The organism is Streptomyces sp. NPDC006294 (assembly GCF_042870895.1).
Classification (GTDB): Bacteria; Actinomycetota; Actinomycetes; order Streptomycetales; family Streptomycetaceae; genus Streptomyces.
In genome coordinates, this window is record NZ_JBIAHV010000017.1 from 49,275 (window position 1) to 62,941 (window position 13,667).

A 13,667-nucleotide genomic window follows, 5' to 3' on the forward strand; every position below is an offset into this window, starting at 1 on the left:
CCCTGGCCGGCAGAGGGTCCGGGGCGGAGCTCCGGGTTCGGGGAGGGGCGGGGTGGGGGCAGGCCCCCGCCCGTCAGCCGGACTTCTCGGCCTCGCGCCGCTCCTCCTCCGCCTCCATCTCCGCGAAGACGTCGATCGGCGGCGGAGCCTTCGCCAGGAAGACCCACGTCAGATAGACCGCCAGCAGGAACGGCGGGATCTTCAGCGCCACCAGCACCCAGCCGAGCTGCGTCGTGTCGGCCCACCAGTACAGCGGGAAGAGGATCGCGCACTTGCCGAGCAGGATCAGGCCCCACGCCCAGCTCGCCTTGGTGTACGCCTTCTTGCGGCCGGGGTTGCGCGTCCGCCAGGAGAGGTTCTCCTTGAAGACCGGGCCGAGGATCAGGCCGATCAGCGGTACGCCCGCGATCGCCGTGATGATGTACGCCAGGGCCAGGCCCAGCGTGTACACCATGCCCGGCAGGTAGAAGTCCTTCGCGTTGCCGGTCATCATCGCGAACACGACACCGAAGGCCACGCCGAAGACGCCGCTGAACGCGTGCTTGACGGTGTCCTTGCGGACGAGCCGGACCGCGACCATCACCAGGGCGACGCCCAGGGCCGCGATCGCCGAGAGGTGCAGGTCCTTGTTGACGGTGTAGATCGAGACGAAGAGCAGCCCCGGCAGGACCGTCTCCACCATGCCGCGGACGCCGCCGAAGGCCTCGAACAGAGCCGCCTCCGTGACCGTCTTCACATCGTCGGACGCGGAAGCGACCCCGGAAGCGGCGTCGGGACCGGCGCCGGAGCCAAGGGAAGGCTCCTGCGCGTCGCTGGTCGTGGTAGTGGGGGTCGGCTTGTCGACAGACGGCACCGGCTACTCCTGTCCGAGTGGTCGGAGTTCGTATTTGGGATTGAACAGCACCCGGCGGCCCTGACTCATCGAGACCCGGCCGGAGGCGATCAGTCTGCGGCCGGGCTCTATGCCGACGATGGAACGCCGGCCGAGCCAGACCACGTCCAGCGGGGCCGTACCGTCGAAGAGCTCCGCCTCCAGCGCGGGCACGCCGGCCACCGGACGCAGGGTGACCGTGCGCAACGTACCAGCGACTCTGACGATCTGACGGTCACCGCAGTCGCAGATCCGGGTGCACCCCGACGCCTGTGCGTCCTCCTGGAGCTCCTCGGACTCGAGGTCCTGCTGGGAGCTGGAGAGCCGGTCCAGCATGCGCCGGAAGCGGCCGGCCGTTCTGGCCACCGAATCCTCCTTCGCCGCCTTCGCGGAACGGGGTCGAGCACTCATACAGCCAGCCTACCGGCCGCCACCAGCACCGGATCAACGTTCGAAGCGGTATCCCATACCGGGTTCGGTGACGAAATGCCGGGGATGCGACGGGTCGGCCTCGAGCTTGCGGCGGAGCTGCGCCATGTAGACCCGCAGATAGTTCGTCTCGGTGCCGTACGAGGGCCCCCACACCTCCTGGAGCAGTTGCTTCTGGCTCACCAGGCGCCCGGTGTTGCGCACCAGGACCTCCAGCAGATGCCACTCGGTCGGGGTGAGCCGCACGTCACGGCCGTCGCGGTGCACCTTCTTGGCGACCAGGTCGACGGTGAAACCGTCGGTCTCGAGCACGCTCACCTCCTGCTCGCCGCCGACGGGCTCCGCCCTGCGGACCGCGGCACGCAGCCGGGCGAGGAGCTCGTCCATGCCGAACGGCTTGGTGACGTAGTCGTCGGCGCCGGCGTCCAGCGCCTCGACCTTCTCGTCGGAGGAGTGACGGGCGGACAGGACGAGGATGGGGACGCGCGTCCAGCCGCGGAGCCCCTTGATCACCTCGACGCCGTCCATGTCCGGCAGTCCGAGGTCGAGCACGACCACGTCGGGGTGGCGGGCCGCGGCGAGTTCGAGTGCGGTGGCGCCGTCGGAGGCCGAGTCCACCTCGTACTTGCGCGCCTTCAGGTTGATCACGAGGGCGCGAACTATCTGCGGCTCGTCGTCGACCACGAGCACCCGGGTCATGAGCTGCCCGCCTTTCCGCCCGTGCGGGCCGCTGCTGGGAGTGTTCCGGTGGGGCCGGGGGCGGCCGCGAGGGTGAGCACCATCGTCATGCCGCCGCCGGGGGTGTCCTCGGCGGTGAGCGTGCCGCCCATCGCCTCCATGAATCCGCGGGCGACGGCGAGGCCGAGGCCGACGCCCGCGCCGCGCGGGGCGTCGCCGTGGCGCTGGAAGGGCTCGAAGATCCGTTCCTTCGCGTCGTCGGGCACACCCGTGCCGCGGTCCACGACGCGCAGTTCGACGCGCGAGCCGAGGGCGCTGGCCGCGACGGTGACGGGGATGTCGTCGGGGCCGTACTTGACGGCGTTCTCGACGATGTTGGCCACGGCCCGCTCCAGGAGTCCGCGGTCCACGGCCACCATCGGCAGCGTCTCGGGGACCTCGAGTTCGACGCTCTCGGCCGGGACGCCGGCGAGCGCGAGGGGGATCACCTCGTCGAGACCGGTCTCGCGGATCATGGGGGTGACGGTCCCCGTCTGCAGCCGGGACATGTCGAGCAGATTGCCCACCAGGTGGTCGAGGCGGTCGGCGCCCTCCTCGATGCCGGCCAGCAGTTCGGCCTCGTCCGCCTCCGACCAGGCGACGTCGTCGGAGCGCAGCGAGGTGACGGCCGCCTTGATGCCGGCCAGCGGGGTGCGCAGGTCATGGCTGACGGCGGCGAGCAGGGCGGTGCGTATCCGGTTGCCCTCGGCGAGTTCCCTGGCCTGCGCCGCCTCGCCGACCAGGCGCTGCCGGTCCACGACGACGGCGGCCTGGGTGGCGAACGCCGCGAGGACCCGCCGGTCCTCCGCGGGCAGGACGCGGCCGGAGAGCGCCATCGCCATGTGGTCCCCGACGGGCATGTCCACGTCCGCGTCGTCGGGGCGGGTGGCGGGGCGGGGGCCGACGCTCGCCGTGCAGGTCCACGGGTCGACGTCGCTGTCGCGTTCGAGCAGTGCGACGGACTCCATGGCGAAGGTCTCGCGCACCCGCTCCAGCAGGGCGTCCAGCGCCGTGTGGCCGCGCAGGACGCTGCCGGCGAGGAACGAGAGGATCTCGGACTCGGCCTTCAGCCGGGCCGCCTGCTGGGTGCGGCGCGCGGCGAGGTCCACCACGGAGGCCACGGCCACGCCGACCGCGAAGAAGATCACGATGGCGACGAGGTTCCTCGGCTCGGCGATGGTGAGGGTGCGGGTGGGCGAGGTGAAGTAGTAGTTCAGCAGCAGCGAGCCGACGGCGGCGGAGGCCAGCGCGGGCAGCAGGCCGCCCAGCAGGGCCGCGACCACGGTCAGGAAGAGGAAGAGCAGCACGTTGTTGGCGAGCCCCGGCCCGTGGTGGTGGATGCTGGTGAGCAGCAGCGCGAGCAGTACGGGTCCGGCGACGCCGACGAGCCATCCTCCGGCGATCCGGGCGCGGCCGAGCCGGGCGCCCCGTGCGCCGGGCAGGCCCCTGCCCCGGCCGGCCTCGGCGTGGGTGACGATGTGGACGTCGAGGTCGGGCCCGGAGTCGCGGGCGACGGTCGCGCCGACGCCGGGCCCGAAGAGGTACTGCCAGGTCTTGCGGCGGCTGGAGCCGAGCACGACCTGGCTGGCGTTGACGCCGCGGGCGAACTCCAGCAGTGCGGAGGGCACGTCGTCGCCGATGACGTGGTGGAAGGTGCCGCCGAGGTCCTCGACGAGGGTGCGCTGGACGGCGAGTTCCTTGGGCGAGGCCGAGGTCAGTCCGTCGCTGCGGGCGATGTAGACGGCGAGGACCTCGCCGCCGGCGCCCTTCTCCGCGAGCCGGGACGCGCGCCGGATGAGGGTGCGGCCCTCGGGTCCGCCGGTGAGGCCGACGACGATGCGTTCGCGGGCCTGCCAGGTGGAGCGGATGCCGTGCTCGCCGCGGTACTCCTGGAGGTACTCGTCCACCCGGTCGGCGAGCCAGAGGAGGGCGAGCTCGCGCAGGGCGGTGAGGTTGCCGGGGCGGAAGTAGTTGGAGAGCGCCGCGTCGACCTTGTCGGGCTGGTAGATGTTGCCGTGGGCCATGCGGCGGCGCAGCGCCTGGGGCGCCATGTCGACCAGCTCGATCTGGTCCGCGCGGCGGACCACCTCGTCGGGGATCGTCTCGTGCTGGGGGACGCCGGTGATCGTCTCCACGACGTCGCCCAGGGACTCCAGATGCTGGATGTTGACGGTGGATATGACGTCCGTGCCCGCGGCGAGGAGTTCCTCGACGTCCTGCCACCGCTTGCCGTTGCGCGAGCCGGGCACGTTGGTGTGCGCGAGTTCGTCGACGAGGGCGACGGCGGGGCGGCGTGCCAGCACGGCGTCGACGTCCATCTCGGTGAGGACGGCGCCGAGGTGGACCGTCTCCCGCCGAGGAACCTGGTCGAGACCGTGCAGCAGCCCGGCGGTCCGGGGGCGGCCGTACGTCTCCACGAAGGCCACCACGCAGTCGGTCCCGCGTTCCGCGCGGCGGTGCGCCTCGGAGAGCATGGCGTACGTCTTGCCGACGCCCGGCGCCGCGCCGAGATAGATCCTTAGCTTGCCGCGTCCCATGGCCTCATTGTCTTCTTCTGTGCACCTCGTCCTCCGTGCACCGCTTCGCGCAGCGTCGACCCTACGCCGAACGAAGCAGGCGAGTCGGACAGGCCGGGACCCCGCGGTGCGTTTTGACGCGACTCTGATGCGGGCCCGGGTCGGGACGCGTCCCCGGTCCGGGAACGCACCCCCGGTGGTCCGGCCGCCGGCCGGTACGGCTCCCCACCTGCGGGAGCGGACCCGCCGGTCCGGGGCCAGGGGGACGCGCGGAGGTCGTGTCCGGGACGTGGGGCGTCGTGCGGCAGGGCGCGGCGAGGACGGGAAAGCGGTCCCGGCCACGGCCCCGGAGCGGCACCAGGAGGCCGGGACACGAACCGGGTGCACGCCCGCAAGCGCCCGGGAACCGGGCCACGCCCGAGACGCCGCCCTCCCCCATAGCCCTTCGGGCAGGGCAGGTGCCCCCGGGGGCCCGTCACTGCTCGACGATCTCGCCGTCGCGCAGTTCCAGTACACGGTCCGCGAGGCCCAGGAGCTGGGGGTCGTGCGTGGCGACGAGTGCGGTGACGCCCTCCCTGCGTACGACCGCGCGCAGCAGCTCCATCACGGCCAGGCCGGTCTCCGCGTCGAGCTGGCCGGTCGGCTCGTCCGCGATGAGCAGCTTGGGGCGGTTGGCGAGCGCGCGCGCGATGGCGACGCGCTGCTGCTGGCCGCCGGAGAGCTCACCGGGGCGCTGGGCGGCGTGGTCCGCGAGGCCGACCAGGGCGAGCAGCAGCGCGACGCGCTCCTCCCGCTCCCGGGGGTCCGCCCTGCGCAGCCGCAGCGGCACACCCACGTTCTCCGCGGCGCTCAGGATGGGGATCAGCCCGAAGGACTGGAAGATGAAACCGAGCCGGTCGCGCCGCAGCTCCAGCAGCCCGTCCTCGCCCAGTCCGGAGAGCTCGACGCCGTCGACGCCGATACGTCCCCGGTCCGGGGAGTCCAGGCCGCCGACGAGGTTGAGGAGTGTGGTCTTGCCGGAGCCCGAGCGGCCCTTGAGCGCGACCAGCTCGCCCCGCGGGATGTCGAAGGAGACGCCGCGCAGCGCGTGGACGGCCGCCGCGCCCGTGCCGAACGAGCGGTGCAGATTCTCGACGCGCACCATGGGCGCGCCGGCCGGATCGTCGACGACGGCCGTACCGGACTGCGCGCCGCTGCTCTCGCTCATCTGAGTCCCCCCGCTGTGGATCGTGTAGCGCTCAGTATGTGCAGGGGCACGCGGACGGGCAACGGTCACGCGACGAGCTGGGGAAACAGGCGGACCGCGCTCCCCCGAGGGGAACGCGGCCCATCGCCCGGTCGCCCGGACGGCGCCTCAGCGGACCTCGGTGATCTCCGGTCCGCGCTGGAGCTGGCCCATGCCGCCGGAGAAGCGGGAGCCTTCCTGCTCCTCCTGCTGGACACCCTCGGGCACCATCTGCGCGTCCTCGGGCAGCTTGAGGACGATCGGGTCGCGCGGGGCCATCGGGCCGTCGCCGCGCACCACGACGGTGTCCTTGAAGATCTGCTCGAGCAGACCGGCCGCCTGCGGCTGCACCGCACCCTGCCCGGAGATCACGCCGCGCAGGAACCAGCGCGGGCCGTCGACGCCGACGAAGCGCACCAGCTGCACGCCGCCCGTGCCGTCGGGCAGCTGTACGGGCACCTGGGCCCGCAGCTCCCAGCCGAGCGGGCCCTCGACCTCGTCGATGATGCCGCCCTGCTGAGTGATGCCCGAGGCGATCTCCTCACGGACCTCGCCCCAGATGCCCTCCTTCTTGGGGGCCGCGAACGCCTGGAGCTGCACGGCGCTGTCACGCAGCACCACGGTGGCCGCGACGATCGCGTCGCCGGCGACCTCGACACGGAGTTCCATGCCCTCGACCCCGGGCACGAAGATGCCGCCGAGGTCGACGCGGCCCTCGCCGGGCCTGGAGACCTCCGACACGTCCCAGGGGCCGTCGGGCCGGGGCGCCGGCGGGAGGTTCACCCTGCGGGTTTCGCTCTCCTCGGCGTCGGTACCGAGCTCGTCGACCTGCTCGGCCTCGCCCGTTGCGTCCGCCGCGTCCTCGGCGGAACCACTCTTCTTGCGACGTCCGAACACGTCACTGTCCTTCCCGGTCGGATACGACCGAAGCGTATCGATTCCCACCCGTAGAGCCGTCCACGGCGGCATGGCCGCCGGTGGACCCGAAGCCCCCCTCGGCCCGCGCCGAGCCGGGAAGCTCCGCGACCTCGTGGAAGCGCACCTTCTCGACCTGCTGGACGACAAGTTGGGCAATCCGGTCGAACTTTTCGAACCGCACGCTCTCGCGTGGATCGAGGTTGACCACGATCACCTTGATTTCCCCACGGTACCCGGCATCAATCGTCCCTGGGGCATTCACCAGGGCGACTCCGCAGCGGGCCGCGAGCCCCGACCGGGGGTGCACGAAGGCCGCGTAGCCGTCGGGGAGGGCGATGGAGACCCCGGTGGGCAGCACCGCGCGTTCCCCCGGGGCGAGTTCGGCCGCCTCACAGGTCACCAGATCGGCTCCCGCGTCGCCGGGATGCCCGTACGCGGGCAGCGGCACCTCCGGGTCCACGCGGCGGAGCAGTACGTCGACGGGTTCACGCATCACGGGTTCACCTCGAAGGCGCGGGCGCGCCTGAGCTGGTCGGGGTCGGCCATCGCGGCCTGGATCTCGGCGGGGCGGCCGTTCTCGATGAAGTGGTCGACCTTGACCTCGATGAACAGGGCCGCCGCCCGCACGGCCACCGGGCCGTCGGGGCCGCCGATCCGGCCGGTCGCGGTCGAGTAGATCTTGCGTCCGGCGACCGCGGTGACCTCGGCGTCGAGGTGCAGCACGGTGTCGACGGGCACGGGGCGCACGAAGTCGGTCTCGAGCTTGCCGGTGACGGCGATGACGCGCAGCAGCCAGTTCAGCGAGCCGAGCGTCTCGTCCAGTGCGGAGGCGAGGACGCCGCCGTGCGCGAGACCGGGGGCGCCCTGGTGCGCGGCCTTGACGGTGAACGCGGCGGTGACGCGGACGCCGTCCTCGGCCCGTGCCGCGAGGTGCAGGCCGTGCGGCTGCTGTCCTCCGCAGCCGAAGCAGTGCCCGTAGTGGGCGCCGAGCAGTTCACCCGGGGCGGGCGCGTCGGGGTGCCGCACCGGCGCCGTGGCGTCGGCCGGCGGAGTCAGCGCCGAGGAACCGGCGGGGGGTCCGGGGGTCGCCGCCCGGGAGTTCGCGTTACTCACAGCCGCAGACCTTACCCGCGCGGCTACCCGCGGGTCGCACCGTGCCAAGCTTGGATTCATGCAGCCTTCCGCCCCGCAGTACGCAGAACGTCTGACCGCGCCGCGCTCGTGGTGGGCCGTCACCGCACTCGTCGCCCTCTCCGGCGGTCTGATCATGCTGCCGCTGGGTCTCCTGCCGATGCTCGGCGGCGTGATCGCCGCGGGCGCACTGGCGTCGGCGCTGGTCAGCTCGTACGGGTCGGCCCGCATCCGGGTGGTGGCCGGGTCGCTGGTCGCGGGCGACGCGAGGATTCCGGTCTCGGCGCTGGGCGAGGCGGAGGTGCTGGACGCGGAGCAGGCGCGGGACTGGCGTCTCCACAAGGCGGATCCCCGGGCGTTCATGCTGCTGCGCAGCTACGTGCCGACCGCCGTACGGATCGAGGTCAGCGACCCGGACGATCCGACGCCGTACGTCTACCTGTCGACCCGGAACCCCGAGGCGCTGGCCGCGGCGCTGACGGCCGTCCGTACTGCCTGAGCCGGCCTTCGTCGCCTTCGTCGCCTTCGTCGACCGGGCGCTCGATCGGGCCCGGTCAGGCGTCCTGCCCGGGCGGGAGCCCGCGGGGCTCCAGCGGGTTCTTTGGCTGCTCCAGCGGGGGAAGCGCGGGAAGGGCGTCCCAGGGGACCTGCCTGCGCCGCAGATCGGCGCGGATGCGTTCGGCGAGCTTCCTGGTGTCACGGTGGTTCATCACGGCGCCGACGGCCGCTCCGACCATGAACGGCAGCAGGTTGGGCAGGTTGCGCACCATGCGCTTCATGATCTGCTGACGCAGCTGGCGCTTGAGCTGGCCGCTCATCGAGGCGTTGAAGGTCGAGGGCTTGGTGAACTCGATCCCGCGCTCCTGCGACCAGGAGTTCAGACAGGCGGTGCTGCGGTCCTTGAGGCCGCCGGGCGGCCGCACCCCGTAGACCTCGTGCAGTTCGGCGATGAGTTTCAGCTCGATCGCGGCCACGCCCGCGATCTCCGCCGCGAGCTCGGTAGGCATCGCCGGCGGCACGGGCATCATCGCGGCGGCGCCGATGCCGGCCCCGACGGTGGACGTGGCGTTCGCCGCACCCGCGACCAGCTTGTCGGCAAGCTGCTCGGGGGGCAGGCCGGGAAACTGGCGGCGCAGTTTCTCCAGGTCGCGCACCGGGATCCGCGGTGCGTTGTCGATCAGGGCGTCGGCGAGGTGGGCCAGTGCGGTCCTGGCGCTCTCCTTGCTCCTCACGAGCCCCGTACGGGCGCCGTGGCCGCCTCTGGCGAGGCCCGCCCGTGCGCTCCGGCCGCCCGCGACGACGCCCCTTCTGACAGCTGCCAGGCGACGGGCCCTGGTCGGAGGCCCGGCCTGGCCGGCCGTCTCGAGCGAGGCCGCGAGGCCTCGCTCCATACCCTCGATCGCGTCGTGCGGCAGTAGAGCGGCCCGGTCCTCGGCGGACGCCGTGGCGTCCGGTCCGTGGTCCGTACCGCCGTGGTGCGCCTCCGGCGGTTCACTGCGCCGGAAGCGCCGCTTCCCGGACGGTGTCCCGCCTGCCACTGCCGACTCCTCAGTCGCAGTCGCGGCAGATGGGCTGACCGTTCTTCTCGCGCGCCAGCTGACTGCGGTGGTGCACGAGGAAGCAGCTCATGCACGTGAACTCGTCGGCCTGCTTGGGCAGGACCCGGACGGCGAGCTCCTCGTTGGACAGGTCGGCTCCCGGGAGCTCCATGCCCTCGGCAGCCTCGAACTCGTCGACGTCGACGGTCGAGGTGGACTTGTCGTTCCGGCGGGCCTTCAGCTCTTCAAGGCTGTCCGAATCGACGTCGTCATCGGTCTTGCGTGGGGTGTCGTAGTCCGTTGCCATGTCGCTCTCCCCCTCTGGGTGGTTTCGGTGTCTCCAGCGCACGTAACGCGTGAGAGGCCGGACTTGTGCCCGACCTGAGGCGGAGATTTTGCCTCACATCAAGGTCTGTTACTCAATCGACACCCAACCGGAGCCCTCGAGAGTGATCGGGTTGGATGGCGATGGGGACCGTACACGGTCCGCGGAGGCGCTTCGCGAGCGCCACCCCGTGTACTTCCCGTGATGCAACCCCTGGGAAACCCGGGCTTTTCCCGACTTTCCACCGGATTATCGATCACGGAGCGTAGAGGCACCCGAGGTGACCCATGTGATCGATCGCACATGGATTCGCCGGATGCCGTTTCCGAAAATTCCGCTTAAAGCGAACAGTGATTCCGGGCCTCACACCGGGAGAGTGACGCGCGTCACGAGGCCGCCGCCCTCCCGGGGCACTGCCGAGATACGGCCGCCGTGTGCCCGGGCCACGGACCGGGCGATGGAGAGCCCGAGGCCGACGCCCTTGTCACTGCCCGTCCGCTCCTGCCTGAGCCGTCTGAACGGCTCGAAGAGGTTGTCGATCTCGTAGGCCGGGACGACCGGCCCGGTGTTGGAGACCAGCAGGACCGCCTGACCGTGTTCGACCGACGTGGTGACCTCCACCCATCCCTGCTCCGGCACGTTGTACCGGACCGCGTTCTGCACCAGATTAAGGGCAATCCGCTCGAGCAGGACGCCATTGCCCTGCACGACGACCGGCTCGCGCCGGCCCCGCACCTCCACGCCCTTCGCCTCGGCCTCCGTACGGGTCTGGTCAATGGCGCGTGAGGCCACCTCCGCCAGGTCGACGGGCTTGCGCTCGACGATCTGGTTGTCGCTGCGGGCGAGCAGCAGCAGGCCCTCCACGAGCTGCTCGCTCCGCTCGTTGGTGGCCAGCAGCGTCTTGCCCAGCTGATGAAGCTCCACGGGGGCTCCGGGATCGGACAGGTGGACCTCCAGCAACGTGCGGTTGATCGCCAGCGGGGTGCGCAGCTCGTGGGAGGCGTTCGCCACGAACCGCTGCTGGGCCGTGAAGGCCCGCTCCAGGCGGTCCAGCATCTCGTCGAAGGTGTCGGCCAGCTCCTTGAGCTCGTCGTCCGGTCCGTCGAGCTCGATCCGGCGCGACAGGTCCGACCCGGCGACGCGGCGCGCGGTCCGGGTGATCCGGCCGAGCGGCGACAGGACCCGGCCGGCCATCGCGTAACCGAAGGCGAAGGCGATGATGCTCAGGCCCAGCAGGGCGAAGAGCGACCGGCGCAGCAGGTCGTCCAGGGCCAGCTCGCGCTGGTACTGGAGACAGGTGGAGACGGCCTGGCTGAACTGCTCGCCCGAGCCCTCCTCGGGGAGCGTGCACCAGTCCGTGGTGGGCTGGACCTTGCCCTCGACGATCTTGAAGGGCAGCTCCGTGACGCCGACGTTCAGCGCCTGCGCGGAGAACAGGTAGATGATCGAGAGCAGCAGGATGCCCGCGATCAGGAACATCCCGCCGTACAGCAGGGTGAGCCGTATCCGGATGGTCGGGCGCAGCCACGGGCGGACGGGGTCCCGGGGGTCCCAGGTGGGCTTGGGCGGCGCCTCTGGCGGCACGGGGACGGTGGCCACGCGATCAGATCCGGTAGCCGGAACCGGGCACCGTGACGATCACGGGCGGTTCGCCGAGCTTGCGGCGCAGCGTCATCACGGTCACCCGCACGACGTTCGTGAACGGGTCCGTGTTCTCGTCCCACGCCTTCTCCAGCAGCTGCTCGGCCGAGACGACCGCGCCCTCGCTGCGCATCAGCACCTCCAGCACCGCGAACTCCTTGGGGGCGAGCTGGACCTCCTTGCCGTCCCTGAAGACCTCACGACGGTTCGGGTCGAGCTTGATGCCCGCGCGCTCCAGGACGGGCGGCAGCGGCACCGTCGTACGACGCCCCAGGGCGCGCACCCGTGCGGTGAGCTCGGTGAACGCGAACGGCTTGGGCAGATAGTCGTCGGCGCCGAGCTCCAGGCCCTCCACGCGGTCGCTGACGTCCCCCGAGGCCGTCAGCATCAGCACCCGGGTGGGCATGCCCAGCTCGACGATCCGGCGGCACACGTCGTCCCCGTGGACCAGCGGCAGGTCCCGGTCGAGCACCACCACGTCGTAGTCGTTCACCCCGATGCGCTCCAGGGCGGCGGCGCCGTCGTACACGACGTCGACCGCCATGGCCTCCCGGCGCAGTCCGGTGGCCACCGCATCGGCGAGCAGCTGCTCGTCCTCGACGACGAGTACGCGCACGTCGCTGTTCCTCTCTCACGAGCCCCGGTGATGTGACAGGGCAGGTCTGTGCACTGACTGTGCGGATCCATCCTGCCCGTTACGCGCGTAAACCGGCGGTAAGTCGAAAGGGCTACGGGCGGGGGCCGGGAGGGGCGCCGCGGAATAAGACGGATTCGCGTGTGGGTTGAGGTTTCCACGCGGGTAGGTGGGGGGAGGACGACTGCACATCCCGATCACGCCCTGTATGTGGCACACCACGACCTGTTCCAGGGTTGATCAACCCACCGTCGGCACACCCCCGTGCCACCGACCCACGACGAGGGGGCGCACCATGGACGCTTTCACCGCCGGACTGCTTCAGCGCATAAAGGCCGCCGAGACCGACCTCACGATCGCCCGGGAGACGGGTGACGACTTCCTCGCGGACGTCGAGCAGGCGGAACTGGACGATCTCCACCGTCTGGCCGCCGAGCATGGGGTGAACCTCACGGCTGCGTGAGGCTGGGCGCGTGCGCTTGCGCGCGCGCCGCCGGAGGCCCGGCACCGCTTGAGCGACGCTTACGCGGTGCCGGGCCTCCGGCTGTGGCGGCGCGGAGCCGCTGCGCACGCCGAAACCGGGCTCCGCCCGGACCCGCGCCTCAATCTCCCCCTACGGCCTGGCGGCCGTGGGAGGTGCCCCCAGGCGGGGCTGGGTCGGCCGGTCCGGTCGGGGCTCATCTCCGAACCCCGCGCCTCAAACGCCGGCGGGGCTGGATGTGCCCGGCAACTCAAGCGCGGCCGGCGGTTGAGACCACCGCGCGCAGCGCGGTACCGGACCCGGGCGAAGCCCGGCCCGCCGGCCCAGCGGCACGCAGCCTCGGGCGGAGCCCCCAACTGCCGCCCAGAGGGCGGTACCGGACCCGGGGCCTGCCACGGTTCGCACGCCCGCCGCGCCCCCGCGCGTCACCGCTCAGTCGTGCCACGCCCCCAGTTCCTCCAGCAGCCCCTGCAGCGGCTCGAAGACCCCTGGCGTCGCCGCGACGGTCAGGTCGCCCGACGGCGGGTCCCCGGGGCGGCCGCCGGTCAGGGCGCCGGCCTCGCGGGCGATCAGGTCGCCGGCCGCCAGGTCCCACGGGCTGAGGCCCCGCTCGTAATAGCCGTCGAGGCGGCCGGCCGCGACGTCCGAGAGGTCGATCGCCGCGGAGCCGCTGCGCCGGATGTCCCGCAGCCGCGGGATCAGGCGCTGGGCGATGTCCGCCTGGTGGCTGCGGACCGTGTGGACGTAGTTGAAGCCGGTGGAGACCAGTGCCTGATCCAGCGGCGGCGCCGGCCGGCACCGTACCGGCCGGTCGTTCAGAAACGCCCCGCCGCCCCGTACCGCGCGGAACGTCTCCCGCCGCATCGGAGCCTCGACCACGCCGGCCACGGTCTCGCCGTCGACCTCCGCGGCGATGGAGACCGCCCAGGTGGGCAGCCCGTACAGGTAGTTGACCGTGCCGTCGAGCGGGTCGATGACCCAGCGCACTCCGCTGGTGCCGACCGTGGCCGCGCCCTCCTCGCCGAGGAAACCGTCGTCCGGGCGGTGTTCGGTGAGATAGCCGGTGATCAGCTTCTCGGCCGCGATGTCCATCTCGGTGACGACGTCGATGGGGCTGGACTTGGTCCTGGCGACGCCCAGGTCGTCCGGCCGGCCGTCCCTCAGCAGCGCGCCCGCCCGGCGGGCGGCCTCCAGGGCGAGGGACAGCAGTTCATGGGCGAGCGGGTCGTTCACGGGGGCGG

Annotated in this window: 15 protein-coding genes; 2 read left to right on the forward strand and 13 right to left on the reverse strand. The window is 71.9% G+C overall.

Translation table 11 applies throughout. From position 1 onward, the window contains the following. Nucleotides 1-73: 73 nt before the first annotated feature. The 8 genes from ACFYOP_RS27130 to ACFYOP_RS27165 all read right to left on the reverse strand — a co-directional run bounded on the left by ACFYOP_RS27130 (nt 74) and on the right by ACFYOP_RS27165 (nt 7,789). The gene (locus tag ACFYOP_RS27130; RefSeq protein ID WP_356895938.1) at nt 74-853 is read right to left on the reverse strand and encodes a DUF3159 domain-containing protein; all 780 of its coding nucleotides are present in this window, start codon (nt 851-853) and stop codon (nt 74-76) included. 3 nt (nt 854-856) lie between these two features. Then, nucleotides 857-1,282, reverse strand: coding sequence for an OB-fold nucleic acid binding domain-containing protein (locus tag ACFYOP_RS27135; RefSeq protein WP_356895936.1), 426 nt, complete (start codon nt 1,280-1,282; stop codon nt 857-859). Nucleotides 1,283-1,315: 33 nt separating this feature from the next. Then, nucleotides 1,316-1,999: a response regulator gene (locus tag ACFYOP_RS27140; RefSeq protein WP_356895934.1), complete on the reverse strand. Its 684-nt coding sequence runs from the start codon at nt 1,997-1,999 to the stop codon at nt 1,316-1,318. Continuing rightward, nucleotides 1,996-4,554, reverse strand: coding sequence for a sensor histidine kinase KdpD (locus ACFYOP_RS27145; protein WP_356895932.1), 2,559 nt, complete (start codon nt 4,552-4,554; stop codon nt 1,996-1,998). The genes ACFYOP_RS27140 and ACFYOP_RS27145 overlap by 4 nt, the downstream gene beginning before the upstream one ends. Before the next feature lie 454 nt (nt 4,555-5,008). Further along, the gene (locus ACFYOP_RS27150; RefSeq protein WP_356895930.1) at nt 5,009-5,740 is read right to left on the reverse strand and encodes an ABC transporter ATP-binding protein; all 732 of its coding nucleotides are present in this window, start codon (nt 5,738-5,740) and stop codon (nt 5,009-5,011) included. Nucleotides 5,741-5,887: 147 nt separating this feature from the next. Then, entirely contained in the window at nt 5,888-6,655 is a 768-nt protein-coding gene (locus ACFYOP_RS27155) for a DUF3710 domain-containing protein (RefSeq protein WP_356895928.1), read from the reverse strand. A gap of 1 nt (nt 6,656) precedes the next feature. Then, nucleotides 6,657-7,169: a dUTP diphosphatase gene (gene dut / locus ACFYOP_RS27160; RefSeq protein WP_356895926.1), complete on the reverse strand. Its 513-nt coding sequence runs from the start codon at nt 7,167-7,169 to the stop codon at nt 6,657-6,659. Next, entirely contained in the window at nt 7,169-7,789 is a 621-nt protein-coding gene (locus ACFYOP_RS27165) for a PaaI family thioesterase (RefSeq protein WP_356895924.1), read from the reverse strand. The genes dut and ACFYOP_RS27165 overlap by 1 nt, the downstream gene beginning before the upstream one ends. A gap of 58 nt (nt 7,790-7,847) precedes the next feature. On the opposite strand from ACFYOP_RS27165, the gene ACFYOP_RS27170 reads away from it, so the two are divergent. Next, a complete protein-coding gene (locus ACFYOP_RS27170; RefSeq protein WP_356895922.1) occupies nt 7,848-8,306 on the forward strand; it encodes a DUF3093 domain-containing protein in 459 nt (152 codons plus the stop codon). A 55-nt stretch (nt 8,307-8,361) separates the two neighbouring features. Here the strand turns inward: ACFYOP_RS27170 and ACFYOP_RS27175 are convergent, their stop codons facing one another. The 4 genes from ACFYOP_RS27175 to ACFYOP_RS27190 all read right to left on the reverse strand — a co-directional run bounded on the left by ACFYOP_RS27175 (nt 8,362) and on the right by ACFYOP_RS27190 (nt 11,927). Continuing rightward, nucleotides 8,362-9,345 carry a hypothetical protein gene (locus ACFYOP_RS27175; RefSeq protein ID WP_356895920.1) on the reverse strand — a complete coding sequence of 328 codons (984 nt, stop codon included), beginning with the start codon at nt 9,343-9,345 and terminating at the stop codon, nt 8,362-8,364. Nucleotides 9,346-9,355: 10 nt separating this feature from the next. Then, the gene (locus ACFYOP_RS27180; RefSeq protein ID WP_005310959.1) at nt 9,356-9,652 is read right to left on the reverse strand and encodes a DUF4193 domain-containing protein; all 297 of its coding nucleotides are present in this window, start codon (nt 9,650-9,652) and stop codon (nt 9,356-9,358) included. Between the two features lie 381 nt (nt 9,653-10,033). Further along, nucleotides 10,034-11,269: a HAMP domain-containing sensor histidine kinase gene (locus ACFYOP_RS27185; RefSeq protein WP_356895918.1), complete on the reverse strand. Its 1,236-nt coding sequence runs from the start codon at nt 11,267-11,269 to the stop codon at nt 10,034-10,036. Between the two features lie 4 nt (nt 11,270-11,273). Further along, complete coding sequence (locus tag ACFYOP_RS27190; RefSeq protein WP_355106214.1) at nt 11,274-11,927, reverse strand: response regulator transcription factor; 654 nt, start codon at nt 11,925-11,927, stop codon at nt 11,274-11,276. A 313-nt stretch (nt 11,928-12,240) separates the two neighbouring features. On the opposite strand from ACFYOP_RS27190, the gene ACFYOP_RS27195 reads away from it, so the two are divergent. Next, a complete protein-coding gene (locus tag ACFYOP_RS27195) occupies nt 12,241-12,408 on the forward strand; it encodes a hypothetical protein (protein ID WP_189888452.1) in 168 nt (55 codons plus the stop codon). A 450-nt stretch (nt 12,409-12,858) separates the two neighbouring features. Here the strand turns inward: ACFYOP_RS27195 and ACFYOP_RS27200 are convergent, their stop codons facing one another. Further along, nucleotides 12,859-13,659: an inositol monophosphatase family protein gene (locus ACFYOP_RS27200; RefSeq protein WP_356896013.1), complete on the reverse strand. Its 801-nt coding sequence runs from the start codon at nt 13,657-13,659 to the stop codon at nt 12,859-12,861. Nucleotides 13,660-13,667 lie beyond the last annotated feature (8 nt).

Bases quoted from the DNA above. Each gene is read 5' to 3' on its own strand.
- ACFYOP_RS27135 (WP_356895936.1), bottom strand. From the start codon at position 1,282: ATGAGTGCTCGACCCCGTTCCGCGAAGGCGGCGAAGGAGGATTCGGTG.
- ACFYOP_RS27140 (WP_356895934.1), bottom strand. From the start codon at position 1,999: ATGACCCGGGTGCTCGTGGTCGACGACGAGCCGCAGATAGTTCGCGCC.
- ACFYOP_RS27145 (WP_356895932.1), bottom strand. From the start codon at position 4,554: ATGGGACGCGGCAAGCTAAGGATCTATCTCGGCGCGGCGCCGGGCGTC.
- ACFYOP_RS27150 (WP_356895930.1), bottom strand. From the start codon at position 5,740: ATGAGCGAGAGCAGCGGCGCGCAGTCCGGTACGGCCGTCGTCGACGAT.
- dut (WP_356895926.1), bottom strand. From the start codon at position 7,169: ATGCGTGAACCCGTCGACGTACTGCTCCGCCGCGTGGACCCGGAGGTG.
- ACFYOP_RS27170 (WP_356895922.1), top strand. From the start codon at position 7,848: ATGCAGCCTTCCGCCCCGCAGTACGCAGAACGTCTGACCGCGCCGCGC.
- ACFYOP_RS27180 (WP_005310959.1), bottom strand. From the start codon at position 9,652: ATGGCAACGGACTACGACACCCCACGCAAGACCGATGACGACGTCGAT.
- ACFYOP_RS27195 (WP_189888452.1), top strand. From the start codon at position 12,241: ATGGACGCTTTCACCGCCGGACTGCTTCAGCGCATAAAGGCCGCCGAG.